Genomic DNA, 21,561 nt, shown 5'->3' with positions numbered 1-21,561 from the left:
GAGATATGACGAGTGTCATATTCCTGGAGAGGTGCCGATTTGACCATCATTACCGTCACCGCACCGGCCGGACGGCTCGGCCTGCCGCAGCGCCGGCAGCTTGCGGAAAGCCTAACCGACGCCGTGCTCGAGCCCGAAGTCGGCCAGAAGGCGCCGGCGGCCCGAATGGGGTTCCAGGTGCATTTCCACGACCTGCCGCCCGACAGCATGGCCATCGGCGGCCGGTTGCTGTGCGACCAGGACAAGCCGCGCGACATCATCACCGTCAACATCGCCGTCATGAACGCGGCCTGGCCGGCGGAGGTGCGCGCCGAGGTGATCCGCAACGTGCTGGCGCGACTTGCGGAGGCCTGCGGCATGCCGGCGCCGTCGCCGACCTGGTGGGTCAATTTCGAGATCATCGATGAGGGAAGCTGGGGATCGCGCGGCGGGGTGCTCTCGATCCTTCAGCTGCTGGATTCCGGCGTGTTCACGCCGGCCCGGATCGAGGCGATCCGCGCGGCGCTTCAGCAGCCGGCCTGACTTGCTGCCAACACCAACAATCGGGAGACGAGCACATGAGCGAAGGTCAGATCGGCACCGAGGTGCACGGCCACGTCCTCAAAATCATCATCGCCAACGCCGCGAAGAAGAACGCGTTCACGCCTGCGATGATGGAGCAATTGTCCGATGCACTCACCGAATTGCACCACAACGAGGCCTATCGCGTCGGCGTGGTCTGCGCCGAGGGCGGGGATTTCACTGCAGGTCTCGATATGCCCAAATTCTTCGGTCCCACCGCGGAGAAGCGCAACACCAAGGACGGCAATGTCGACCCGTTCGGGCTCAACAAGCGCTGCCGCAAGCCGATCGTGACGGCAGTGCAGGGTATCGTCTACACCATCGGCATCGAGCTGATGCTCGCCGGTGACATCGTGGTTGCGGCCGACGATGCACGTTTCTGCCAAATGGAGGCGAGGCGCGGCATCGCACCACTGGGCGGCGCGCATTTCCGCTTCCTATCGCGGGCCGGCTGGGGCGATGCGATGTATCATCTGTTCCTCTGCGACGAGTTTTCGGCGCAGCGCGCGCATGCGATCGGTCTCGTCCAGGAGGTCGTGCCTGCAGGCGAGCAGATCGAGCGGGCGATGACGCTCGCCGCCATGATCGCGCGCAATGCGCCACTCGGCATCCAGGTGACCAAGGAAGCGGCGGCGAACTATGTCGAAGCTGGCGAAGCGGCTGCGATTGCCTACATCCCGAAAATTCGCGATCGTGTGCTCGGCAGTGCCGACGCCAAGGAGGGCATCCAATCCTTCATCGAGCGTCGCGCGGCCGTCTTCCAGGGACGTTGATCGGCGCCTGCTAATGCCGGGCCTGATCGAGCCTTTCAAGGATATCCAGCGTAGCGCCATCGCGTTCGCCTGCGAAATATCGGGCGAGCGCCTGATCGAAGACGGGCTCGTCGGAGACCGCGCCGAACAGCGTCATCGACGAGCGGAATTTGGCGTCATCCGGCGCGCCGAGGATCGCGTTGATGGTCCGGCCCTCGACCGCGAGCACCAGCCTGGTGCATTCGATCAGCCGGCCGCCCAGGATAGGGTGGACGAGATAGGCCTCGGCCTCCGCGCGGGAGCCGATGGCATATCGCTGCGACATGGCGCTGGCGCCGAGACCTGCGACCTGGGGGAAGATGAACCACATCCAGTGAGTCTGCTTCCGGCCCCTAGTCAGCTCGCCCAAGATGTCGCCATAGACCGGGTCTTGGGCCTGGACAAAGCGATCGAGATCGAACGGATCGGTCATTGGATACCTTAGGGGATACCTTTGGAGGGCCTTGGCGGCCCCGATTATGCCTAACTTTTGGCTCCCAATGTGGTAGCTGGTATAGAGTCTCTCCGGGTGGGGGTGGGTAAGCCCCCGGGGGTCGATTTGGGGATCTGATGGTTTCCGACGCAGCACACGCCGAGAGGCTGTTGTCGCGCCGCCGTGTCGGGCGGGCTGAAACGATTCTGCTGTCTGTGGCCGCGATGGCGCTGGCGCTCGGCGCCGCCGCGTGGGTCGCCGATATCAGCGATTCGACCCCGCTGGTCTCCGCGGCGTTGCCGCCGGCCAATGCCCCCTCTTTCGAGGACCGTTTCGCTTCGGCCTCGGCTGGCCCGTCGCCGCGCGAGCTTGGTCTGCGGGTGCTGGAGCGCTCCGCGGTGAATGCGGCCCAGCTCAGGCTGCGCGACGCCAAGGCGATGCTGGCTCAGAAGCTCCAGGGCGACGACTGGCGCTCGATCCTGACCGAGGACGACCGGTACATGACCGAGGAGGCGAGGCGCTCGCAGCGCGCCGATGCCATCCCCATGCCGCGCGCGCGTCCGGTCCAGGCGGACTTCTCCGCTCAGATCGCCTCCAGCCAGGCCTACGCGGACACCAATCTCAGGGTCGACAACCGCAATTTCTTCGAAAAATTCACCGACAAGATCAAGCTCGCCTCGCTGACGCCCGGCGACGGCCTGCTCGGCAGGGGGCCGGACCTCGCCGCGCTCGGCTACGATTCGCGCACCGCGGTCTATGACATCTCGGCCAAGGCGGTCTATCTGCCGAGCGGCGTGGCGCTGGAAGCTCATTCCGGCCTGGGCGCCCTGATGGACAATCCTGACCATGTCGACCGGCGGATGGTCGGCGCGACGCCGCCGGCGATCTACGATCTGAAGCCGCGCGAAAAGCCGTTCCACGGCGTCCGTGCGCTGCGCATGACCCCGGTCGAAGGCACCAGCGCGCTGGGCCGCGTCGGGCTGCTCACGCACAATTACCTGCTCGGGCCGCGCGGCGATTCCAACGGCTGCGTCTCGATCAAGGACTATGATCGGTTCATCAAGGCCTACGACAATGGCGAGTTCAACCGCCTGGTCGTGGTGCCGAGTCTGCGCGGCGCGGCGACCGCCTCGCAGCGCGCGAGCACCGATTCCTGATATTCGCCTGCGACGGCGGGGCTGCCGTTTCCCCTTCGTTAAGCCGTCCTCGTCCAGAAGCAGCCCATGAGCGATCCATCCAATTCCGAGACCCCGCTGCGCACGACGTTCAAGATCAAGCTGAACGGCGACACGCTGGCGATCGCGACCGTCGGTCAGGCCTATCAATTCCTGACCAACTTCAAATCGGTCGAGTGGATGGAATTTCGCTCGCTGCACGAGGACGCCGTCGCGGCCCTGGAAGGCGCCGCCGGTAACGCCATGCTGGCGGTGCAGGCAACCAACGCCGTGCGCGCGCTGTTCGTCAGCGCCAAGCTGCTCTGAGAGAATCTCTCCCTCTGGCCTGATCCGTTGCCCTCGAACCCACTGCAAGGCGGGTGCGACGAAGGCTTGCGCGTCCGCGCCAGGGAGAGGGAATATGAAATTGGCAGAATTCATTGCAGGCATCGACGTTGGCGCGGAGCAACCAACCGAAGCCGCGCTCACCGCCTTCGAGACGTCCATCGGCTGTCGCTTGCCGGACGACTATCGCCGCTTCCTGCTGGCCTGCGCCGGCGGCTATCATCAGGGGGGCGCCGACTTCAACTGGCCGCATGGGGACTGGGCGGGTTCGGTGCAGGAGGTCCTGGGATTGCGGTCCGACGAGTGCTCGCTGGTGCAGACGCGCCAGACGCCGCAATGGCCGACCGTCGATGAGCTGTTGTGGATCATGAGCGACCACGGCGGCAATCCGATCTGCATGACGATCGACAAGGCCCATTTCGGCGAGATCTGGTTTATGGACCACGAGATGGCCGAATACGAAAAGCCCTGGACACTGGCGCAGGCGATGTCCGATCAATGGGGCTATGTCCTGCCGCTAGCACCGACGTTCAGCGATTTCATCGCCGGCCTGTACGAGGAAGCAGCGGCCGCCTGAGGCGAGGCCGGGCGGAGCGGGCGGGTCCGCCGCGACATGCTGGGTCCAGCTGGTCCACGGTATCGGGTGCAGGCCCGACCTTTCTTTTCCGTCGCTTGAACTCCGCTCCCGGAACGGGCAAACGGTTCGCCAAGAAACCGTGGCCCAGGCCATCCATTCGACGCTGAGTTCAAGGGAGAGACTCCATCATGAAACGCCGTACATTCCTCCAAGGTGGTGCGGTCGCCGGCGCGACCACGCTGGTTGCGGCCCCTGCGATCGCGCAGAGCATGCCCGAGATCAAATGGCGCCTGACGTCGAGCTTCCCGAGATCGCTCGACACCATCTACGGCACGGCGCAGACCTTCGCGAAATATGTCGCCGAGGCCACCGACAACAAATTCCAGATCCAGACCTTCTCGGCGGGCGAGCTCGTGCCCGGCCTGCAGGCGCTCGATGCGGTCAGCACCGCATCGGTGGAGATGGCGCAGACGCCGCTCTATTTTTACATCGGCAAGGAGCCGGCGCTGGCCTATGCCACCGGCGCGCCCTTCGGCATGAACCATCGGCATCAGGAATCATGGTGGCACTTCGGGGGCGGCGCCGACCTCACCAACGAAGCGCTCAAACCCTTCAAGGCGCACGCCATCCTCTGCGGCAATTCCGGCACCCAGATGGGCGGCTGGTTCCGCAAGGAGATCAAGTCCGTCGACGACCTCAAGGGCCTGAAATTCCGCATCGCCGGCATGGGTGGCCATGTGCTGGCAAAGCTCGGGGTCGTCCCGCAGCAGATCGCGGGAGGCGATATCTATCCGGCGCTGGAGAAGGGCACGATCGACGCGGTCGAATTCGTCGGTCCTTATGACGACGAGAAGCTCGGCTTCTACAAGGTCGCCAAATACTACTACTTCCCCGGCTGGTGGGAAGGCGGTGCCATGTTGCACATGATCGTCAACGACGAGAAATGGAATTCGCTGCCTAAGCAATATCAGGCGATCGTCAACCAGGCGGGCGCGGCGGCCGGTGCGTGGATGCTCGAGAAATACGACAGCGTGAACCCCGGTGCGCTAAAGCGGCTGATTGCGAACGGCACCGAGCTGAAGGCGTTCCCGCAGCCGGTGCTGGAGGCCTGCTACAATGCGACCCAGGAGCACCTGAACGAGCTCGCCGCCAAGAGCGATCTGTTCAGGCGCACCAAGGAGAGCCACGACGCGTATATGAAGGAGGTGCTGTTCTATACGCAGATCGCGGAGAATTTCTACGACAACTATCTGCTCAGCAAGACGCGCAACAAGAGCTGAGCGGAAGAGGCGAGGGCGCGGTGTTTACGCCGCGCCCAGCTTCGTAGCCCGGATGGAGCGCAGCGCAATCCGGGAGAGTGCCGGGTGATGCGCGAGACCCGGATTGCACAAACGGGCGGCGCTTTCGCGCCGACCGTTGGCTCCATCCTGGCTACGGGACCGCGCATCCACTCACGTAACTGCACGGAGACATTAACCAGCCATTAACCATATCGGCCGCATCGTTAACCATTCAATAACAGGGAACGAGTCGGCCGCCATGGAGGCTGCAGCAAAGGTCCAACGTCAGATGGTGCGCCTGCGCGGGCGCTCCTATGTGGCTTTCGTGTTCACGCCGACGGTTCCGGTCCAGGACTGGCTGCACGAGATCGACGCCACGATTGCGCGCTCGCCCGGCTTTTTCGCCGGCCGGCCGGTGGTGATCGACCTGTCTTCGGTCGATCTCAGCCAGGCCGGCATCGGCCATCTGCTCACCAGCCTGCAGGACCGCAACATCCGCGTGCTCGGCATCGAGGGTGTGGAGGAGGGAAGGCTGACGCCGATGATGCCGCCGCTGCTGTCGGGCGGACGCAGCTGCGTGGTCGAGCCGAGCGCGCCGAAGAAGGCCGACGCGAAGGCCGAGGCCAAGCCGACCTCGTTGCTGCTGGAACACCCTGTGCGCTCTGGCCAAACCGTGATCTTCCCGGAAGGCGACGTCACCATTCTCGGCTCGGTCGGCTCGGGCGCCGAGGTCGTCGCCGGCGGCTCCATCCACGTCTACGGCGCGCTGCGCGGCCGCGCCATGGCGGGCGTCAATGGACACACCAGCGCGCGCATCTATTGCCAGAAGATCGAAGCCGAACTGCTTGCAATCGACGGATTTTATCAGACCGCCGAGGACATCGACGAGGCCCTGCGCGGCAAGCCGGCGCAGGCCTGGCTGCAGGGGAATACCATGCGAATTACAGCACTGAACTGACCAGCAAAGGAGACATTTCAGATGAGTAAGGTACTGGTCGTGACATCAGGCAAGGGCGGGGTCGGCAAGACCACGACCACCGCCGCGCTGGGAGCAGCGCTCGCACAGCGCGGCGACAAGGTGGTCGTCGTCGATTTCGACGTCGGCCTGCGCAACCTCGACCTCGTGATGGGCGCCGAACGCCGCGTCGTGTTCGATCTCATCAACGTGGTGCAGGGCGTCGCCAAACTCCCGCAGGCGCTGATCAAGGACAAGCGGCTGGAGAATTTGTGGCTGCTGCCGGCGTCCCAAACCCGCGACAAGGACGCGCTGACGGAGGAGGGCGTCGGCAAGGTCATTGCCGAGTTGCGCAGCCGGTTCGACTGGGTGATCTGCGACAGCCCGGCCGGCATCGAGCGCGGCGCTTCCATGGCGATGCGCTTTGCCGACGAGGCCGTGATCGTCACCAATCCGGAAGTCTCCTCCGTGCGCGATTCCGACCGCATCATCGGCATGCTCGATTCCAAGACGGTGCGGGCCGAGAAGGGCGAGCGCGTCGAGAAGCATATTCTCATCACCCGCTACGATCCCTCCCGCGCCGCGCGCGGCGAGATGCTGACCATCGCCGACATCCTGGAGATCCTTGCCACGCCCTTGCTCGGCATCATCCCCGAGAGCCAGGACGTGTTGAAGGCCTCCAACGTCGGCACGCCTGTGACTCTGTCGAATGCCGATGGAGCGCCGGCACGAGCCTATATGGACGCCGCTAAGCGCCTCTGTGGCGAGAACGTGACAATGCACGTTCCTGCCGAGCGCAGAGGATTTATGGACCGGCTGCTGCGACGGAGGGCTGCATGAGCATGGGTCTGCTTCGACTCCTCCGCGGCAAGAAGGCCACAGCACCCGTCGCGCGCGAACGGCTGCAGATCCTGCTTGCCCATGAACGTGGAATGCGCGGCCAGCCCGATCTGCTCGGTGTGCTGCGCGAGGAAATTCTCGCGGTCGTGTCCAAACATGTGACGCTGGACCCGACCAAGGTCATCGTCCGGCTCGAACGCGGCGACGAGGTCTCGACCCTCGAGGTCGACATCGAGGTGCCCAACGATTTCGAGGGCAAGAAGGTGGCGGTCGCGTAGGGGACGCGGCCCGCAGACTCCCGTTTTGGGGTGGGTGAGAAGGCGGTCCGCCGGGCATGGCGGGCCGCCTTTGTCTTGCCGCTCACATCGATTGGACGGAACGCGCCCCGCGCCTCGACCGTTGTGAACCACCCGCGGCAGCGTTGCACCGCGGCTGGTCAGACGGGAGAGCGCCCATGATGTCCGAGGTCCAGGTCCATACACTTGCCCGGCAGATGCTCGAACAGCACGGCTTTGCTGCGATCGCGAAGGCCGCTGAGCAGGCTCAGGCCTGCGAGGGCCGCGGCGAGGCCGATGAGGCCAGGGAATGGCGTCACATCGTGGACGCCATGAAGATCATGCGCGGCCCGCATCAGAGCTGACACTCGAACGCGCCAGTTTCAACGCTCGCCGCGATCGGCGCCTTGGGACGAATTGCGGTTCTGTGTCTGCGGCTGCGCGCGCTCGCCCGATTCCTTGCAGGGCAGGGGTTCCCACGAGCCGTCCGGCGCCTGCTGATAGGCACTGCAGGACGGCGAGGTGGACTTTTCCCCGCCCTTCTGGGCGTCGGAATTTCTCGCCAGTGCGGGCGCAGTCAGCACCGCGGCGGCTGCAATCGCGCCGGCGAAAACGAAATGGATACTCCGCATGAGGACCTCCTGTTCGAATTCGGAAAGAGGCCGCATGCTGTGAAAAATTATGACGATTTTGGGCCGCGGCAGAGGTTCCGTCGCGGCGTGCTTAACGGGGCGGCGCGTTAGCCGCCTTTGCTGCGGATCAGGCCGGCGAGATTGGTCTTCTGGGCTTCGCACCAGCCGGACATGCCGAGGCGGCGCTGGTCCATGTCGGTCGCCTGGGTCGCGATCGCGACCTCCGCCATCAGGTCATCGTCCTGCTTCTCGCCCATCTTGCCGCCGGTATGCAGCCAGGCGATCGCCTTGCGCACCTTCTCGGTGGTGCCGTCGGGCAGGTGCATCTGCTGCGCCCTCTGCACGAGGTCCTGATAGGCGAGATCGGTGTCGGGGCACTCGACCTTGGCGGCGAAGGCCTGCAAGACCATCGTCACATAGGTCGATCGCGGCGGCGCATCGCCCGCGAGGGCCGGCGCGGCCAACAGCAACAGGCCCGTCATCAGAAAACCGGTGCGCATCCCTGGGACCTCCTCCATTCTATCGAGAGGCTAGCGTCCGGCGCGCCGCTCGGCAATGGGATCGGGACACAATTGTCGCCGATCGGCCCAGTAGGCTAACCTGCGCTCCCCAGCATCGGAGCGCGATATGAGCCTGTTCAGCACGCCGTTCGATCCCACACGCGACACCGCGCTCGTCACCGGCGCAGGCAACGGCATCGGCCGCGCGATCGCGCTCGGCCTGGTCGGCGAGGGCGTCCGCACCGTGTTCGCGGATGTCAGCGCGGAGCGGGTGCGTGCCGCGATCGGCGCGAGCGAGAGGCCAGGTCTCGCCGTGCCCTGGGTCGGCAATCTTGCCAGCCTCGAGGCCTGCGATGAGCTGCTGACATCAGCGCATTCCGCGCTGGGCGAGGTCACGCATTTGGTCCACAGCGCCTCGCCGCCGCGGCGCGAGGCGGATCACTTGCTCGCAGTCGATCGCAACACCTGGCAGGAGATGCATGCCGTCAATCTCGATGCCGGCTTTCACCTGGCGCGCGGGCTCGCCAAGCGGCTGATCGCGGCGAAGCGGCCGGGCTCGTTCCTGTTTCTGACCTCGCTACATGCGGGCACGCCGCGCAACCTGGCGCATTACTCGACGGCAAAGGCCGCCATGGCGATGCTGGTGAAGGAGCTGGCCAAGACGCTCGGACGCTACGACATCCGCGTCAACGCGCTGGTCCCCGGCGCGATCGCAGCCGGCGGGTTCGTCGCCGATCCCGCGCTGGCGCGGCACATTCCGCTCGGACGCCTCGGTGAGGCCGGGGATCTCGCACCGATGGCGCTCACGGTGCTGTCGAACAAGCTGTCCGCTTACGTCACCGGCGCAGCCTTCGTCGTCGACGGCGGATTGTCGCTGACGAACTGGTTCGAGGCGCCGGTGCTGGATTAGCCTAGCGCTGCCAGGCCGGCACCGGATCGAGCGGCGTGCGATAGACCTCGTTGTGATCGCGATCGGTGACGCGCACCGCGCAACCTTTCTGCTGTAGTTCGGGCTTTACCTGCGACAGCTCGCAAGCCAATTGGTCGGCGCGATCGGAGGCAACCTCGATGTCTTCGAGGATGATTCCACCCTGGTTCTTGAACTCACCACCAACCACGAGATCGAAAGAATAGTAGGGCATCCGAATTCCCCGGTGTGACGATCTGAGCTTCAGTGCAAGTCTCAACACATGTCGGATGGTACCACTGAGTCGACATCTATCGAATGAACAGAGCGCGCAATCTCTGGGCTTATGGCGCAGAAATGATGTGCAACGTGCGGGCTCGTTAAGAGTTTATTAAATATACCCGCGCGATCATTAGGCATGGAATTGCAGCAGAACCGGGCTCCGGGAACCGGCAGCTGCAAGAGAAGGCCGCCGGCATAGATCCCGACGGCCTTTTCTCTTGAGCGAGACGTCGCTCACCGTAATCGCCCGGAGTTAACGCTTCACATCGACTCGGACAGCGTGCGTGAGCGCGTGACAGCAAGGCTGCGTCGCTGCTCTAAAGCGCGATGCGATCAGGATGAATCGTCATCGCGCTTCAGGTTGTTGTTGTTTGAGCATGATCGTTTCGGAAAACCGCTGCGCACTTTGCGCTTACGCGGCCCTTCGGGTTCGGATCATGCTCTAGCGCAGCGGCATCGGCGGACGCACGATAGGTCCGTCGTCATCAGCAACGGCTTGCGTCGTCGTGGTCGGCGCAGCCGGCGGCGTGGCGGCGGCGGCCTGCGATAGCGGCGGCGGAGGCGCGAGCGGTGCGGGCGAAGAGGCCGGCGTGTAGGTCCGCGTTACAGGCGGCTTGGGCTTGCGAACCGGCGCCGCCGCAGGCTGCGGCGGGAGCGCGGCTGCGCGTGGGCGCGGATCGACCGGCGGCCTCGCCTCGGTGACCGGCTTCGGTGCGGGAGGCCTCGCCATCTCGCGCGCCATCTGCTCCTGTCCGGCCTTCAACTCGGCGATGTTGGCCTTGAGCTGCTCGATCTGCTGCGCCATGGCGGCAAGATCGCGTGTCATCGATTGCACCGATTGCGCCGCGTCGACCGACTGTGGTGCCGCGGGCGCAGCCGCAGCAAGCTGAGCTGCGGGCGGCGCAGCAGCTTGATCTGCCGTTTGGTTGGGCGCGGCTTCCGCTGCGGTGGGCGCAGCCTGGGCGGCGGCGACCGGCGCGCTTTGCTGCGGTGTCGCAGACAGCAACGAGGTCGTCGGGAGCAGCGAGGTCAGCGCCGGCGTCCATTCGGCCAGCAGCTGCTTTGCTGTGTCGCCGTGCTTCTCCCAGGCGATGCTCGCGGCCACGCTGGCGCCGGCAAGCAGGAACGTGACGAACGCTCCGCGCAGCCACTTGCCGACGGAGGACCGCTTCTTCATCACGGGACCATCGCTGGACGTGACGCGGACAGCGGTGTCGATCGACGGTGCCGCAGTGGATTTTCCGTAGACGACGTTGATGCTGGGCTCGGGCGCGCGCGCCGGCTCCAGACTGAACTTCGGCGTGACCTTGGGCTGCGGGGCAAACTTGGGTTCCGGGGCAAACCTGGGCTCCGGACGCGGCGCGATCTCTGGCGCCAGCGCAGGCGACACGCTGGCGGGGCGCGAGGCCCGCACGATCTCGGGCGAGATCTGGACCGCGTCGTGAGGATCGTTGTCCTTGACCGTGTCTTTCACGATCTCATCGACGATTTGCTTGGCGTTCAGCGTCGCGAGCATCGCAGCTCCTTTGAAGCCCAGTGTTCGAGGTTAAGGCATCCGCATTGGCGCGGGGCTGATCCGAGGGGAGGCCATACCCGGTCCCCATGTCGCACGAGTCCAGCCGGGTTTGACCAAAGCAAGGCGAGGGGATGGAGATGATGCGACACTCTTCCGCCCTTTGTGGTGATGGAACCCAATTTGCCGAACACGCGCATGTGTTCCTGCACCGCCTTGTTTTCAGCACGATTTTGGCAATATCTGGTGACGGCGGGGGCGTCGTTATTCCGCTATCGGGGGGCCGGCGGTGCCAAGATCTCTACTCGTTTTGTTCGTCGCAGCCCTGCTGCCGCTGGGCGGCTGCATGCAGACGACACTTTCGCCATCGACGGATGCGAGCATGACGCCGCGCGACCGTCAGTTGCTCGCGCACGCGCCTTACGCCAAGGCGAACGTGCCCCAGCAATATCTGCGTCACATCGTCGATTACCACCGCAAGGAGCAGCCGGGCACGATCCTGGTCGATACCGACGCGCGCTACCTCTATTACGTGCTGCCCGAGGGCAAGGCGATCCGCTACGGCGTTGCCGTCGGCGAGGAAGCCATGGCGTTCTCCGGCGTCGCGCGGGTCGGTCGCTTGGCGGAATGGCCGGACTGGGTCCCGACCGCGGATATCCAGGCGCGACTCGGTCCCTATCCCGCGCGCGTTCCCGGCGGTCCCGCCAATCCGCTGGGCGCGCGGGGCATCTATCTCTATGCCGGGAACAAGGACACGCTCTACCGCATCCACGGCACCAACCAGCCCGAATATATCGGTCAGGCGATCTCGTCCGGCTGCATCCGGATGCGCAACGAGGACGTCATCGATCTCTACGACCGGGTGAAGCTCAATTCGATGGTCGTGGTGCTGCCGCCAGGGCAGAGCGCGCAGGCCGAGGCGGGTGGACGCTGGCGCGGCTGAGGTCTGCGCCGGTCAGTTCGAATTTAGGTGCGTTGTCACGCTCTAGTTCTCAGGCCGGGCGACCCGCCATTGCAGCGTCGTGGCGTTGCCGTTGGCGTCGCCCGGCGCCTTGTCGGCGGGCGAGGTGTAGAGCGGGCGATAACGGTAGGCCCACATCTTGCTGCCGTCGTTGCGGTTGATCACGGTGAAGTCGCCGACGGCCCTGGCGTCGGCCGTTGCGGCGAGCGGCACCCAGCTCTCGATGCACTTGCCGTTGCAGTTCGACGTCTTTCCCGTGGTGTCGCGCTCATAATAGTAGAGCGTCATGCCGTTGAGATCGACGAGCTTGGGCCCCTGCTTGGTCAGGATCACCTTCGCGGGAGCCGTTGGCGCCTCGACCTTCGGCGGAGGAGGATCGCCGCCGCCATGGCCCCCTGCGACCGCCTGAACGGTCGAGAGCGCGACGGCCGCGGCCACAACGAGGAACCTGAACATCCGAAACTCCGCCCCGCAAAGTTAATCGCGCGTTAAGCGCCCCAATGCGGCCGACGTTAGCAGCCGAAGGTTAGTTCCTGGTTTCGTGCGCTGCGACAATTACGGACATGGTCCGAGATCAGAGCTGCGCATCGCGCAGCGGCGCGCGGCTGAGCTCGTTGCCGGCGGCGATCGCCTTGCGCAGCAGCCGCATCAGCTCCTCACTCTCTTTCGCGCTGAGGCCGCGCAGCATGATGCGCTGCGCGGATTCGACGGCCGGGGTGATCTTGCGCAGCGTGCGGCGGCCCTCGTCGGTGATCTCAAGCTCACGCGCGCGGCGGTCGCGGCTGGAGGGGCGCCGCTCCGCGAGGCCCTTCTGGACGAGGCGATCGATCACGCCGGTGATGGTGGTGCGATCGTAGGCGATCAATCCGGCGAGCGTCACCTGATCGAGCCCCGGATTGGCCTTGATGGTTGCAAGCGCGGCGTATTGCACCGGAGTGAGATCGAAGCCGGCGTCCTCGACCTCGGCCAGGAACACCGCGACCGAGATCTGCTGGAAGCGGCGTGCCAGATGTCCGGGCATGTCGTTGTTGTCTTTCACCGAAATCTCCTCCGGGGCAGAGCGGTGCGGATCATTGACAAGTATACTGATAGTCAGCATACTGATCAATAACCAAACAGAATTTGGCGGGAGAGGTGCTCATGCAGTTCCATCTCAATGGATTTCAGCCGGGCGACCCTGAAATCGCCGATCCTGCCGCGCGCGTTCAGGCATCGGGAGCGGCGGGCGCCGTGCCTGGCGAGGTCGATGTCCTCATCGTCGGCTGCGGGCCGGCCGGCCTGACGCTCGCCGCCCAGCTCGCGCAATTCCCCGACATCAGAACCTGCATCGTCGAGCAGAAGCCGGACCGCCTGCTGGTCGGTCAGGCCGACGGCATCGCCTGCCGCACCATGGAGATGTTCCACGCCTATGGCTTCAGCGAGCGTGTGCTGAAGGAAGCCTGTTGGGTCAACGAGACCACGTTCTGGAAGCCGGATGAAGCGGCGCCGGAAAAGATCGTCCGCAGCGGCCGGGTGCAGGACGTCGAGGACGGGCTGTCGGAATTCCCGCACCTCATCTTGAACCAGGCGCGCGTCCATGATTGCTTTCTCGACGTCATGCGCAAATCGCCGGCGAAGCTCGCGCCGTACTACAGCCGGCGCGTGCTTGACGTGAATGTTGATCCGGCCGCCGGCGCCGACCATCATGCCGTGACCGTGCGCCTCGAACGCGTCGATGCCGCGAACGAGGGCAAGGTCGAGACGATCAAGGCCCGCTACGTCGTCGGTTGCGACGGCGCCCGCAGCACGGTGCGCAAGTCGATCGGGCGCGAGCTGCACGGTGATTCCGCCAACCACGCCTGGGGCGTGATGGACGTGCTGGCCGTGACCGATTTTCCGGACATCCGCTTCAAGTCGCTGATCCAGTCGGCCAAGGACGGCAGCCTGCTGATCATTCCGCGCGAAGGCGGCTACATGGTCCGCATCTATGTCGAGCTCGCCAAGCTCGATGTCGGCGAACGCGTTGCCAATCGCAACATCACCGCCGATGACGTGATTGCGAAAGCGCAGCGGGTCCTGAAGCCGCATCGGCTCGAGGTGAAGGAGATCGCCTGGTGGTCGGTCTACGAGATCGGCCAGCGCCTCACCGACAAGTTCGACGACGTGCCGGAGGGCGAGATCGAGACGCGCCAGCCGCGCATCTTCATCGCCGGCGATGCCTGCCACACCCACAGCCCGAAGGCCGGGCAGGGCATGAACGTGTCGATGCAAGATGCCTTCAATCTCGGCTGGAAGCTCGCCGCCGTGCTTCGGAGGCAGTGTGCGCCAAGCCTGTTGCATTCCTACTCGGACGAGCGCCGGGCAGTCGCGAAGGAGCTGATCGATTTCGATCGCGAATGGGCTGATATCCTCGCCTCCGCCGCCAAGGCCGGCGGCGCCGATGCCGCCAAAACGCAGGACTATTTCGTCCGGCACGGTCGTTTTACCGCGGGCACGGCAACGCATTACAGGCCCTCGATGCTCACCGGCGCGGCCACGCATCAGCACCTCGCGCAGGGCCTCATTATCGGCACGCGCTTCCATTCCGCGCCGGTGATCCGGCTGGCGGACGCCAAGCCGGTGCATCTCGGCCATGCCGCACGGGCCGATGGCCGCTTCCGCATCTACGCGTTCTCGCCCGATGAGAACCCGGCAGCGTCGGGCTCGGCCATTCGTGCCTTGTGCAATTTCCTCGCGGAATCCCGGAAGTCGCCTATCCGTCGATATACGCCTGTTGGAGCTGACATCGACAGCGTGATCGATCTGCGCGCGGTGTTTCAGCAGGACCATCGCGAGCTCGCCATCGAGGCAATGCCGCCGATGTTGCTCCCGAGCAAAGGCCGTTACGGCTTGTACGACTACGAGAAGATGTTCTGCCCGGATCTCAAGAGCGGCCACGACGTTTTCACGATGCGCGGCATCGATCGGGCGGCCGGCTGCATGGTCGTGGTGCGGCCCGACCAGTATGTCGCGACCGTGCTGCCGATCGACTATTTTGCCGGGCTCGCCTCGTTCTTCGACGCATTCATGCTGCCGGCGAGGTGACGCCGAAAGCGCCGCGCGCGCCGTGCTGCCGGCGATGCCGCATGCGGCGCAGCCGAGCTAGCACTGGCTGCAACGAAAGCCCGGCCCTCGTGCCGGGCTTACCGCTTGCGCGCGCCCTCCGGTTCCGTGCGCGTACAATTTAAGAAAGTTCTTCGCGGGCAGATTTCATCGATCGTAATATGTCTATCCAAAGCTGTAAGCATCCACTCGGGGCAGCGGGGCACCGGAGGATGACGATGAGACAGAACCAAGCGGAGACGCGCCGTCAGCAAAATGTCGCGAAGCGGTCGATGACCAAGGAGGCCAAGCAGCTGGCCGGCCTGATTGCCGGACTGCGCGAATCCCTCGAGGAGATCCACAAGGAGCGGGCGGGCACCAAGCTGTCGGGCGCAGAAATGGGACTACTCGATGAGCGTCGCAACAATCTGCTGCTCACCATCGCAGCCCTCAATGACCGCCTTTCGGCGGTGCAGGGCCTGATCAATCTCGGCCGCCCGCATATTATCCGCGTGCACTAGCGCTGATCCGAGGCAACGAGATCGGCTCTGTTGCGACGGCACGGGGCCGGCCACAGGCCTCGTGGATGGCACCAAATTGCCACGCTCCCGGCGAATTGCCGCCAAAGCCCGCTGCCACGACAAGGCCGGGTGCAGGGCGACGCAAGGGGATGCGAATTGGCCTACAAGATGGTCGCAGAACGCGACAACGAGAAGTACAGTTTCGCCCGCGAGAGCCGGTTGCTCATCGTAGCGAAGGCGAAAGTGTGGGCAAGCGAGGGGTGGCGGGTGGTCGTCACCGACCAGGATGGCAAGGCCTACGCGCCGTCCGAGCTCGATCAGCTGTCCGCAGCGTGATGGTGGGGCGCGACCTCTTGCTCAGAGTCGGCACCGCGCGCATCACCGCACGGTGGTCTCCGAGAACAGGTTGATGATCACCACCCCTGATACGATCAGCGCGATGCCGACGAAGGCTGCGGCGTCCAGGATCTGACGGAACAGCACGAAGGAGACGGTGGCGGTCAGGATGATGCCGACCCCGCCCCAGATCGCATAGGCGATGCTCAACGGGATCACCCGAATCGCCACCGAGAGCGCGTAGAACGAGGCGACGTAGAACAGCACCATCGCCAGCGTCGGCCAGGGACGGGTGAACTGCGCGGACTGCTGCAGGAACGCCGACGCGGTGACCTCGAACACGATGGCGAGGGCGAGAGCCGTATAGGCGTTGAAGGCGGAAGTCATGCGGAGGCTGTGTCCGGGCCGACGGATGGCTGACGTGCGACCGGAAATATCACGCGGGAATGACGAGTCCGCGACAGGACGCAGCGCTTGCGTCGCCTGACGTTTGACTCTACGGACCTCTTTCATGCTCGTCATCTCCATCCAGAGCCAGGTGGTCCACGGCCATGTCGGCAACAGCGCGGCCGCCTATGCCATGCAGGCGGAGGGCGTGAACGTCGCTGCGGTGCCGACGACGCTGCTGTCCAACCATCCGCGCTATCCGAGCCTGCGCGGACGGGTGCTGGAGACCGAGCTCGTCGCCGATCTCCTGAGGGGAGTCGAGGAGCGCGGCCTGGTCGACGAGGCCGCGGTGGTCGTCACCGGCTATCTCGGCTCGCCCGGCAATGCCGCCGTCATCGCCGATTTCGTCGAGCGGGCGCGCACGCGCAATGGGAAGCTCGTCTATCTCTGCGATCCCGTGATCGGTGACGACGGCCGCGTCTATGTCGCGGACGGCATCCTGGACGTGCTCCGCCACCGGCTGCTGCCGACGGCGAACCTGACGACGCCGAACCAGTTCGAGCTCGAGCTGCTCTCTGGGGTCGCAATTGCCGACGCCGAGAGCCTCAGCGCGGCCTGCGCGGTGCTGGCTGGGGCAGGCACCGACGTCGTCGCCACCGGCTGCACCCTCGCTGACACGGCGGCGGGGCAGGTGGAGACGATCCTGTGCACTGATGGCCGATTGTCGCGCTTTGCGACGCCGCGCCTGCCGATCCGTCCCTACGGCACCGGCGATCTCCTCACCGGGTTGATCGCGGCGCATCTGGCCAAGGGCGAAGCGATGGAGTTGGCGGTACGTCGCGCGGTCGACACGGTCTTTGCCGTGCTGGTGCGCACGCAGGACGCCGGCTCGGCCGAGATGCGGCTGGTGCCGCTGCCGACGGCAGAGCGCAAGCCGTAAACCGTCAGGTCGCGCGCTTGCCGGCCGATTGCGCCGACTTCTGCGGCTTGGTCGCCGGGCCCTTCTGCTCGCGCGCGACGTCGGCCTTCGGCGGCTTGGCGCTCGCAAGGCCTTGTGTCTTCTTCGGCTTGGCTCCGGCAACGTCCTTGCGGTCGGAGGTGCCGCGCTTCGAGATATATTCCTGGCCGTCGATCGGGCCGACATGGGGCGGATCGCGGCCGAGATAGGGTCGGCCGATGCCGTACGCCTTGCCGTTGGCATCGACCCACTTCCACAGGATTTCGGTCGAGACCCAGCGCTGCGCCCTGTTGCTGCCTTGCGTGCTGACGATGTCTGCCGCCATGCCGTGACCGTAGCCGCCGCGCGTGCTGCCGCCGTGATAGGAGCGGTTGGAGGCGGCCTTCAGGCCGCTCGCGATCGACTGGCGATAGTCGTCGCGGAACGCGCTGGTGATGCCCGGCGACAGGCCGGCGGCTTCGGCCGCGAGCATCATGCGGAACAGCTTCTGCTTGAAGCTCTTGTCCATGCCGCCGATGACGTAGTCCATCATCGACATGCCGGCGCGCTCGGCCGCATGCGGATCCTTCCAGGTGAAGTCCTGATCGACCAGCTTGGTGAAGCTGCGCATCACCGTGACGGTCTTGCCCTTGCGCTTGATGGTGACTGCGCGCCGCTCCTGCACCTTCATCGTGTCTTCCTTGGCGGTGCGCTGATAGAGCGCCCAGAGGTAGCGGTCGATGCAGGCCTCCATGACGAAGCATTCGTCGAGCACGGCGATGTTGTCGGCAGGCGGTGACGCCTTGCGCGCAGGCGCAACGGGGTCGCTCGCGATCGCCGCGGCCGACAATGTGTCCGTCGTCACGATCTCGGTGGGATCGGTGGATGCGAGCTTGACGGGCTCCGCCACAGGGGCGGGGGCAACCTCGCTGACGACGGGCTCCGGTTCAGGCAAGATCGGCGGCGCGGGCACGGCTTCCACCGGCAGGATCAGCGCCGGGTCGGCCGAGGCAAGCTTGATGGTGGAGGCGGGCTCTTCCGGCGTTGCCTCTGCCGGCGCGGGAGGGTCGGGCAGCGCAGTGACGGTGGCTGCGATGTCGGCGGTCAAGGCGAAGCGGTCCTCAAGGGTCGCAGCGCGCGGCACGTCGGCGAGGTCGATGCGGCCGAGATCCTTGGCATGATCCTTGGCACGATCCTTGGCGCGCGAGATGGCGGCCGCATTGGCGGCGCTGTTTTCGATGAGCGCAGGCGCATAAGCGGAGAGAGACAATGCCAGCCAGCCGGCGAGAACGGCCGAGGGACACGACACCGCCACCAGAAGAGACCGCCGATCGTTCATGATCCCTGCCTCCAAACGGTCTGCTCGAACAATCTTGCCCGAACAGTGATGATGCAAACAGTCTGACGAAACAGTCGCACGGAAAGGCACGCAGCACGTCGATTGTTCGGGCCACGGTGTGGCGGCGCAATGGCGCAAATCGGGGAGTGCGGGCTTTTCGGGGCAACTGTGGCCGAGGTGCAACGCCCGGTTCCATTTGACGTTGCCGCAACTTTGTTGCGGCTGGTGCGTTGGAGGCGCCATGACGCATCCCTCGCTTCGTCCCATGGACGCCTTCGACCCCTCCGAGCCCGCCATCCTGCACGATCGTCTCTCCGACACGATCATCACCTGGACCGCCGACCAGGCCGAGGACTACCGCCGCGCCAGCCGGCCCGGCGCGGATGGAACCGTGGCCTGGAAGACCTATCTCTTTGACGGCTGGGGCAACGTGCTTGGTGGCTGAGCGGCTCCTCTGGAGGCGCCGCGTCGCAGCCGGCGTGATTCGCCCAAATCCCTGGACGCATTAGGCATAACGTCATGCATTGCATGCGATGTTGCAATGCGGCGGTGTATGTCGCACTGCAGCAAAATGCGCCTAAATAGGCTCCGACTCTCAAACCTCGGAGCATCACCAATGAACAAGAAGACCTTGTCGATCGCCGCCTTCCTGACGATCGCGGGCGGTACCGCGGCTTTCGCCGCCGAGCTGCCGACCTATGAGGCCAACGGATTTCCGGTTTCCCCGCTGCAGGTGCACGTGCTCGGTGCCGCACATGTCGAGCAGCAGGTCGCAGCGCCAAGCGCAATCGCCTCGGTCCACCAGGCGAAGGTGCTCAGCCCGCGCAAGGTGAAGACCGCGAACGTGATCACTGGCGCGGGCCGCTAAGCTCGCCGCGCGCGCAGGCTTGACGGCGAGCGGCCGTAGAGTTCGGCGAAGGCGGCGTTGAACCTGCGCAGGCTGCCGAACCCGGCCTGGAATGCGATAGCGGTCATGCTGTCATCGCCGGCATCGAGCAGGCGCTTGGCGCGCTGGACACGCAGTGTCTTGGCGAGCTGCTGCGGCGTAGCGCCGACATGGCGCTCGAACAGGCGCGCCAGGTGACGCGACGAGATGCCGAGCCGCGTCGCGAGATCGACCACCGAGCCTTCATCCAGCGCGCCGTCATCGATGAGCCTCATGGCCCGGGCCACCGTGGAGCGCGTGCCGTTCCAGGCCGGGCAGAAAGGAGCGGTCTCGGGACGGCAGCGCAGGCAGGGCCGGAAGCCGGCGGCCTCGGCAGCCGCAGCCGTCGGATAATAGACCACATTGCGCGCCAGCGGCTGCTTGGCCGGACAGACCGGCCGGCAATAGATGCCCGTGGTCTTCACCGCCGTGAAGAAGCGGCCGTCATAGCGGGGATCGCGGCGCAGGCGCGCGGCGTTGCAGACATCAAAGCTCAGCATGATCGCATGGTAGCGCATGAGGTCGGCGGCGGAAGGGCTGCCGGATGACCGAGTCTGATTGTGGCGAGCCGCGGCTCGCACCGCGGCCTAGAAGGCGGTTCTGATCGCAACACGGCCGGAGACCCCATCGTGACCAGCCCGAGAGACGTCGTACTGAACGCCTGGAAGACCTTTTCGTCACGCGATCCCGAGCGCATCGCAGCACTCTTCACCGACGACGCCGAATGGATCGCGCCGAAGGGAAATGCCACCGCCGTCGCGCTCGATCATACCGATCACATGGTGGGAGCGCACCAGATCGCCCGCTTCATCGCCAAGGAAATGCACAGGCTGTTTTCGAGCATCGATATCACGTTCCGCGGCGTGTATGTCGACGGCGATGTCGTGATCGTGGAGGAGCGGATGCGCGCCACGCTGCCCGGCGGCAAGCCGTACGAGAACGAGTATTGCTTCGTGTTCGAGGTGGTGGGCGACCGGATCAGGCAAGTGCGGGAATACATGGATACGCGCAAGGGATGGCGGATGGTCTTCGATGAGGGGCTGTAACACGCGTAGTCGGCATCGCCCTCGCGTGACAGCCCTGCAGCCGCGTGGGTTGAGCGGCTCAGCGCGCCGACTTATCGAGTGATCCATGGATCAGCGGACGAGCGGCGCCGACGCTCAGAAGAAGGATACCGCGCCGGCACTGCTCGGCGTGGTCTGCGGGCTTGCCGCAGCGCTGTTCTGGGCGCTCGGCTTTGCCGCCACGCGGCACGGCCTCAAGGCCGGCTTCACGCCGGTCGATCTGCTGGTGCATCGCTATGTCTGGTCGGGGATCGCATTCCTGCCCCTGGTGTTGCGCGCCGGACTCTCCGATCTCTGCGGCATCGGCTGGGGCAGGGGGCTCGTGCTGATGGTGCTCGGTGGTCCCGTGATGTCGCTGATCTCGTACATCGGCTTCCTGTTCGTCCCGCTCGGCCATGGCAGCGTGATCCAGCCCTCTTGCGCCACGCTCGGCGGCCTCCTGCTCGCGGCGGTCGTGCTGAAGGAGCGGATCTCCGCCTCGCGCCTGACCGGCGCGCTCGTCATCGTCGGAGGCCTCGGCGTGATCGGTGCGGAATCGATCGGCCACATCGGTGCCGACGGCATTCAGGGCGATCTCATCTTCGTGCTTGCCGGATTCATGTTCGCCGGGTTCGGCGCGATGCTGCGCCGCTGGCGCGTCTCGGCCGTGCCGGCGGCGCTGGTCATCAACGTGCTGTCGCTGCTGCTGGTGCCGGTCTACGTCGCCACGGTGGGCCTCGCCCACATTGCGTCGATCGGCATGACCGAGAACGCGATCCAGGCGCTGGCGCAGGGCGTGCTTGCCGGCCCCGCCGCGCTCTATCTCTACGCCGTCTCGGTCCAGCGTCTCGGCGTCGCCCGCGCCGCGGTGTTTCCGGCCTGCGTGCCCGCGCTGACGCTGCTCACCGGCTGGCTGCTGCTCGGCGAGCCGCCCACGATGCTGCAGACGGCAGGCCTCGTGACGGTGCTGTGCGGGTTCTACCTGGCGCAGCGGCAAAGCTAGCGGA

30 protein-coding genes are annotated in these 21,561 nt (G+C 65.4%); 20 read left to right on the top strand and 10 right to left on the bottom strand.

Annotation, left to right across the window (positions count from 1 at the left end; genetic code table 11):
- Positions 1–39 precede the first annotated feature (39 nt).
- Both ACTEK7_RS04690 and ACTEK7_RS04685 read left to right on the top strand, forming a co-directional pair.
- A complete protein-coding gene (locus tag ACTEK7_RS04690; protein WP_225125615.1) occupies positions 40–522 on the top strand; it encodes a tautomerase family protein in 483 nt (160 codons plus the stop codon).
- A 35-nt stretch (positions 523–557) separates the two neighbouring features.
- Positions 558–1,334 carry a crotonase/enoyl-CoA hydratase family protein gene (locus ACTEK7_RS04685; protein ID WP_036000278.1) on the top strand — a complete coding sequence of 259 codons (777 nt, stop codon included), beginning with the start codon at positions 558–560 and terminating at the stop codon, positions 1,332–1,334.
- 10 nt (positions 1,335–1,344) lie between these two features.
- Here ACTEK7_RS04685 and ACTEK7_RS04680 read toward each other — a convergent pair whose 3' ends face one another.
- On the bottom strand, positions 1,345–1,785 hold the full coding sequence (locus ACTEK7_RS04680) for a DUF1810 domain-containing protein (protein ID WP_036000275.1): 441 nt from the start codon (positions 1,783–1,785) through the stop codon (positions 1,345–1,347).
- Positions 1,786–1,991: 206 nt separating this feature from the next.
- Here ACTEK7_RS04680 and ACTEK7_RS04675 point away from each other — a divergent pair, with 206 nt between their 5' ends.
- From ACTEK7_RS04675 to ACTEK7_RS04640, 8 genes are all read left to right on the top strand, one after another.
- Positions 1,992–2,942, top strand: coding sequence for a DUF2778 domain-containing protein (locus ACTEK7_RS04675; protein WP_036022844.1), 951 nt, complete (start codon positions 1,992–1,994; stop codon positions 2,940–2,942).
- Between the two features lie 66 nt (positions 2,943–3,008).
- The gene (locus ACTEK7_RS04670; protein WP_036000273.1) at positions 3,009–3,266 is read left to right on the top strand and encodes a hypothetical protein; all 258 of its coding nucleotides are present in this window, start codon (positions 3,009–3,011) and stop codon (positions 3,264–3,266) included.
- A 94-nt stretch (positions 3,267–3,360) separates the two neighbouring features.
- The gene (locus ACTEK7_RS04665; RefSeq protein WP_036022833.1) at positions 3,361–3,861 is read left to right on the top strand and encodes an SMI1/KNR4 family protein; all 501 of its coding nucleotides are present in this window, start codon (positions 3,361–3,363) and stop codon (positions 3,859–3,861) included.
- Between the two features lie 188 nt (positions 3,862–4,049).
- The gene (locus tag ACTEK7_RS04660; RefSeq protein WP_225146703.1) at positions 4,050–5,141 is read left to right on the top strand and encodes a TRAP transporter substrate-binding protein; all 1,092 of its coding nucleotides are present in this window, start codon (positions 4,050–4,052) and stop codon (positions 5,139–5,141) included.
- 259 nt (positions 5,142–5,400) lie between these two features.
- The gene (minC, locus tag ACTEK7_RS04655) at positions 5,401–6,099 is read left to right on the top strand and encodes a septum site-determining protein MinC (RefSeq protein WP_225146704.1); all 699 of its coding nucleotides are present in this window, start codon (positions 5,401–5,403) and stop codon (positions 6,097–6,099) included.
- Positions 6,100–6,120: 21 nt separating this feature from the next.
- Positions 6,121–6,936 (top strand): septum site-determining protein MinD, encoded by an 816-nt coding sequence (gene minD / locus ACTEK7_RS04650; RefSeq protein WP_225146705.1) that lies wholly within the window; start codon positions 6,121–6,123, stop codon positions 6,934–6,936.
- Positions 6,933–7,214 carry a cell division topological specificity factor MinE gene (minE, locus tag ACTEK7_RS04645; protein WP_036033781.1) on the top strand — a complete coding sequence of 94 codons (282 nt, stop codon included), beginning with the start codon at positions 6,933–6,935 and terminating at the stop codon, positions 7,212–7,214. Before minD ends, minE begins: the two co-directional genes overlap by 4 nt.
- 176 nt (positions 7,215–7,390) lie before the next feature.
- Positions 7,391–7,576, top strand: a complete 186-nt coding sequence (locus tag ACTEK7_RS04640) for a hypothetical protein (protein WP_036000257.1) — start codon at positions 7,391–7,393, stop codon at positions 7,574–7,576.
- Positions 7,577–7,594: 18 nt separating this feature from the next.
- Here the strand turns inward: ACTEK7_RS04640 and ACTEK7_RS04635 are convergent, their stop codons facing one another.
- Positions 7,595–7,843: a hypothetical protein gene (locus tag ACTEK7_RS04635; RefSeq protein WP_025035957.1), complete on the bottom strand. Its 249-nt coding sequence runs from the start codon at positions 7,841–7,843 to the stop codon at positions 7,595–7,597.
- Positions 7,844–7,950: 107 nt separating this feature from the next.
- Positions 7,951–8,343 carry a hypothetical protein gene (locus tag ACTEK7_RS04630; RefSeq protein ID WP_225146706.1) on the bottom strand — a complete coding sequence of 131 codons (393 nt, stop codon included), beginning with the start codon at positions 8,341–8,343 and terminating at the stop codon, positions 7,951–7,953.
- 127 nt (positions 8,344–8,470) lie between these two features.
- Here ACTEK7_RS04630 and ACTEK7_RS04625 point away from each other — a divergent pair, with 127 nt between their 5' ends.
- Entirely contained in the window at positions 8,471–9,253 is a 783-nt protein-coding gene (locus tag ACTEK7_RS04625; RefSeq protein WP_036000254.1) for an SDR family NAD(P)-dependent oxidoreductase, read from the top strand.
- Position 9,254: 1 nt separating this feature from the next.
- Here ACTEK7_RS04625 and ACTEK7_RS04620 read toward each other — a convergent pair whose 3' ends face one another.
- Together ACTEK7_RS04620 and ACTEK7_RS04615 are read right to left on the bottom strand one after the other, a co-directional pair.
- Positions 9,255–9,485, bottom strand: a complete 231-nt coding sequence (locus ACTEK7_RS04620) for a DUF6894 family protein (protein WP_057029028.1) — start codon at positions 9,483–9,485, stop codon at positions 9,255–9,257.
- A gap of 489 nt (positions 9,486–9,974) precedes the next feature.
- A complete protein-coding gene (locus ACTEK7_RS04615; protein ID WP_225146707.1) occupies positions 9,975–11,048 on the bottom strand; it encodes a hypothetical protein in 1,074 nt (357 codons plus the stop codon).
- A 343-nt stretch (positions 11,049–11,391) separates the two neighbouring features.
- Here ACTEK7_RS04615 and ACTEK7_RS04610 point away from each other — a divergent pair, with 343 nt between their 5' ends.
- Positions 11,392–11,988, top strand: coding sequence for a L,D-transpeptidase (locus tag ACTEK7_RS04610; RefSeq protein ID WP_193760261.1), 597 nt, complete (start codon positions 11,392–11,394; stop codon positions 11,986–11,988).
- A 42-nt stretch (positions 11,989–12,030) separates the two neighbouring features.
- On the opposite strand, the gene ACTEK7_RS04605 is transcribed toward ACTEK7_RS04610, so the two are convergent.
- Together ACTEK7_RS04605 and ACTEK7_RS04600 are read right to left on the bottom strand one after the other, a co-directional pair.
- Positions 12,031–12,462, bottom strand: coding sequence for a COG4315 family predicted lipoprotein (locus ACTEK7_RS04605; RefSeq protein ID WP_036000243.1), 432 nt, complete (start codon positions 12,460–12,462; stop codon positions 12,031–12,033).
- Between the two features lie 118 nt (positions 12,463–12,580).
- Positions 12,581–13,045 carry a MarR family winged helix-turn-helix transcriptional regulator gene (locus tag ACTEK7_RS04600; protein WP_225125612.1) on the bottom strand — a complete coding sequence of 155 codons (465 nt, stop codon included), beginning with the start codon at positions 13,043–13,045 and terminating at the stop codon, positions 12,581–12,583.
- Positions 13,046–13,146: 101 nt separating this feature from the next.
- On the opposite strand from ACTEK7_RS04600, the gene ACTEK7_RS04595 reads away from it, so the two are divergent.
- From ACTEK7_RS04595 to ACTEK7_RS04585, 3 genes are all read left to right on the top strand, one after another.
- Positions 13,147–15,069 carry an FAD-binding monooxygenase gene (locus tag ACTEK7_RS04595; protein WP_225146708.1) on the top strand — a complete coding sequence of 641 codons (1,923 nt, stop codon included), beginning with the start codon at positions 13,147–13,149 and terminating at the stop codon, positions 15,067–15,069.
- 236 nt (positions 15,070–15,305) lie between these two features.
- The gene (locus tag ACTEK7_RS04590; protein WP_036000293.1) at positions 15,306–15,587 is read left to right on the top strand and encodes a hypothetical protein; all 282 of its coding nucleotides are present in this window, start codon (positions 15,306–15,308) and stop codon (positions 15,585–15,587) included.
- A gap of 129 nt (positions 15,588–15,716) precedes the next feature.
- Positions 15,717–15,923, top strand: a complete 207-nt coding sequence (locus tag ACTEK7_RS04585) for a hypothetical protein (RefSeq protein ID WP_036000235.1) — start codon at positions 15,717–15,719, stop codon at positions 15,921–15,923.
- A gap of 42 nt (positions 15,924–15,965) precedes the next feature.
- Here the strand turns inward: ACTEK7_RS04585 and ACTEK7_RS04580 are convergent, their stop codons facing one another.
- Positions 15,966–16,310, bottom strand: coding sequence for a DMT family transporter (locus ACTEK7_RS04580; RefSeq protein ID WP_025035970.1), 345 nt, complete (start codon positions 16,308–16,310; stop codon positions 15,966–15,968).
- A gap of 124 nt (positions 16,311–16,434) precedes the next feature.
- Between ACTEK7_RS04580 and pdxY the strand changes: the two genes are divergently transcribed.
- Positions 16,435–17,250: a pyridoxal kinase gene (gene pdxY, locus ACTEK7_RS04575; protein WP_057029030.1), complete on the top strand. Its 816-nt coding sequence runs from the start codon at positions 16,435–16,437 to the stop codon at positions 17,248–17,250.
- 4 nt (positions 17,251–17,254) lie between these two features.
- Here the strand turns inward: pdxY and ACTEK7_RS04570 are convergent, their stop codons facing one another.
- Positions 17,255–18,586, bottom strand: a complete 1,332-nt coding sequence (locus tag ACTEK7_RS04570; RefSeq protein WP_225146709.1) for a M15 family metallopeptidase domain-containing protein — start codon at positions 18,584–18,586, stop codon at positions 17,255–17,257.
- 241 nt (positions 18,587–18,827) lie between these two features.
- Here ACTEK7_RS04570 and ACTEK7_RS04565 point away from each other — a divergent pair, with 241 nt between their 5' ends.
- Together ACTEK7_RS04565 and ACTEK7_RS04560 are read left to right on the top strand one after the other, a co-directional pair.
- On the top strand, positions 18,828–19,031 hold the full coding sequence (locus tag ACTEK7_RS04565) for a hypothetical protein (protein ID WP_036022847.1): 204 nt from the start codon (positions 18,828–18,830) through the stop codon (positions 19,029–19,031).
- A 171-nt stretch (positions 19,032–19,202) separates the two neighbouring features.
- Positions 19,203–19,454: a hypothetical protein gene (locus ACTEK7_RS04560; protein ID WP_036022848.1), complete on the top strand. Its 252-nt coding sequence runs from the start codon at positions 19,203–19,205 to the stop codon at positions 19,452–19,454.
- Here ACTEK7_RS04560 and ACTEK7_RS04555 read toward each other — a convergent pair.
- A complete protein-coding gene (locus ACTEK7_RS04555) occupies positions 19,451–20,011 on the bottom strand; it encodes a bifunctional transcriptional activator/DNA repair enzyme AdaA (protein WP_074447944.1) in 561 nt (186 codons plus the stop codon). The two genes, ACTEK7_RS04560 and ACTEK7_RS04555, sit on opposite strands and share 4 nt — an antisense overlap.
- Positions 20,012–20,071: 60 nt before the next feature.
- Here ACTEK7_RS04555 and ACTEK7_RS04550 point away from each other — a divergent pair, with 60 nt between their 5' ends.
- Both ACTEK7_RS04550 and ACTEK7_RS04545 read left to right on the top strand, forming a co-directional pair.
- Positions 20,072–20,557 (top strand): nuclear transport factor 2 family protein, encoded by a 486-nt coding sequence (locus ACTEK7_RS04550; RefSeq protein WP_225146710.1) that lies wholly within the window; start codon positions 20,072–20,074, stop codon positions 20,555–20,557.
- An 85-nt stretch (positions 20,558–20,642) separates the two neighbouring features.
- Positions 20,643–21,557, top strand: coding sequence for a DMT family transporter (locus tag ACTEK7_RS04545; RefSeq protein ID WP_036022852.1), 915 nt, complete (start codon positions 20,643–20,645; stop codon positions 21,555–21,557).
- The last annotated feature ends 4 nt before the right edge of the window (positions 21,558–21,561 follow it).

The sequence above is a fragment of the Bradyrhizobium sp. JHI2711 genome, from assembly GCF_056156565.1.
Note: the sequence above shows the minus strand (reverse complement) of the source record. Positions and strands in the feature narration are given on the sequence as shown.

Excerpts from the sequence above, each read along its gene's own strand:
- ACTEK7_RS04590 (WP_036000293.1), top strand. The coding sequence starts at position 15,306 with ATGAGACAGAACCAAGCGGAGACGCGCCGTCAGCAAAATGTCGCGAAG.
- ACTEK7_RS04660 (WP_225146703.1), top strand. The coding sequence starts at position 4,050 with ATGAAACGCCGTACATTCCTCCAAGGTGGTGCGGTCGCCGGCGCGACC.
- ACTEK7_RS04570 (WP_225146709.1), bottom strand. The coding sequence starts at position 18,586 with ATGAACGATCGGCGGTCTCTTCTGGTGGCGGTGTCGTGTCCCTCGGCC.
- ACTEK7_RS04670 (WP_036000273.1), top strand. The coding sequence starts at position 3,009 with ATGAGCGATCCATCCAATTCCGAGACCCCGCTGCGCACGACGTTCAAG.
- ACTEK7_RS04615 (WP_225146707.1), bottom strand. The coding sequence starts at position 11,048 with ATGCTCGCGACGCTGAACGCCAAGCAAATCGTCGATGAGATCGTGAAA.
- ACTEK7_RS04610 (WP_193760261.1), top strand. The coding sequence starts at position 11,392 with ATGCAGACGACACTTTCGCCATCGACGGATGCGAGCATGACGCCGCGC.
- pdxY (WP_057029030.1), top strand. The coding sequence starts at position 16,435 with ATGCTCGTCATCTCCATCCAGAGCCAGGTGGTCCACGGCCATGTCGGC.
- ACTEK7_RS04555 (WP_074447944.1), bottom strand. The coding sequence starts at position 20,011 with ATGCTGAGCTTTGATGTCTGCAACGCCGCGCGCCTGCGCCGCGATCCC.
- ACTEK7_RS04665 (WP_036022833.1), top strand. The coding sequence starts at position 3,361 with ATGAAATTGGCAGAATTCATTGCAGGCATCGACGTTGGCGCGGAGCAA.
- minD (WP_225146705.1), top strand. The coding sequence starts at position 6,121 with ATGAGTAAGGTACTGGTCGTGACATCAGGCAAGGGCGGGGTCGGCAAG.
- ACTEK7_RS04560 (WP_036022848.1), top strand. The coding sequence starts at position 19,203 with ATGAACAAGAAGACCTTGTCGATCGCCGCCTTCCTGACGATCGCGGGC.
- minC (WP_225146704.1), top strand. The coding sequence starts at position 5,401 with ATGGAGGCTGCAGCAAAGGTCCAACGTCAGATGGTGCGCCTGCGCGGG.
- ACTEK7_RS04605 (WP_036000243.1), bottom strand. The coding sequence starts at position 12,462 with ATGTTCAGGTTCCTCGTTGTGGCCGCGGCCGTCGCGCTCTCGACCGTT.
- ACTEK7_RS04545 (WP_036022852.1), top strand. The coding sequence starts at position 20,643 with ATGGATCAGCGGACGAGCGGCGCCGACGCTCAGAAGAAGGATACCGCG.
- ACTEK7_RS04580 (WP_025035970.1), bottom strand. The coding sequence starts at position 16,310 with ATGACTTCCGCCTTCAACGCCTATACGGCTCTCGCCCTCGCCATCGTG.
- minE (WP_036033781.1), top strand. The coding sequence starts at position 6,933 with ATGAGCATGGGTCTGCTTCGACTCCTCCGCGGCAAGAAGGCCACAGCA.
- ACTEK7_RS04685 (WP_036000278.1), top strand. The coding sequence starts at position 558 with ATGAGCGAAGGTCAGATCGGCACCGAGGTGCACGGCCACGTCCTCAAA.
- ACTEK7_RS04640 (WP_036000257.1), top strand. The coding sequence starts at position 7,391 with ATGATGTCCGAGGTCCAGGTCCATACACTTGCCCGGCAGATGCTCGAA.
- ACTEK7_RS04595 (WP_225146708.1), top strand. The coding sequence starts at position 13,147 with ATGCAGTTCCATCTCAATGGATTTCAGCCGGGCGACCCTGAAATCGCC.
- ACTEK7_RS04565 (WP_036022847.1), top strand. The coding sequence starts at position 18,828 with ATGACGCATCCCTCGCTTCGTCCCATGGACGCCTTCGACCCCTCCGAG.
- ACTEK7_RS04635 (WP_025035957.1), bottom strand. The coding sequence starts at position 7,843 with ATGCGGAGTATCCATTTCGTTTTCGCCGGCGCGATTGCAGCCGCCGCG.
- ACTEK7_RS04625 (WP_036000254.1), top strand. The coding sequence starts at position 8,471 with ATGAGCCTGTTCAGCACGCCGTTCGATCCCACACGCGACACCGCGCTC.
- ACTEK7_RS04680 (WP_036000275.1), bottom strand. The coding sequence starts at position 1,785 with ATGACCGATCCGTTCGATCTCGATCGCTTTGTCCAGGCCCAAGACCCG.
- ACTEK7_RS04620 (WP_057029028.1), bottom strand. The coding sequence starts at position 9,485 with ATGCCCTACTATTCTTTCGATCTCGTGGTTGGTGGTGAGTTCAAGAAC.
- ACTEK7_RS04630 (WP_225146706.1), bottom strand. The coding sequence starts at position 8,343 with ATGCGCACCGGTTTTCTGATGACGGGCCTGTTGCTGTTGGCCGCGCCG.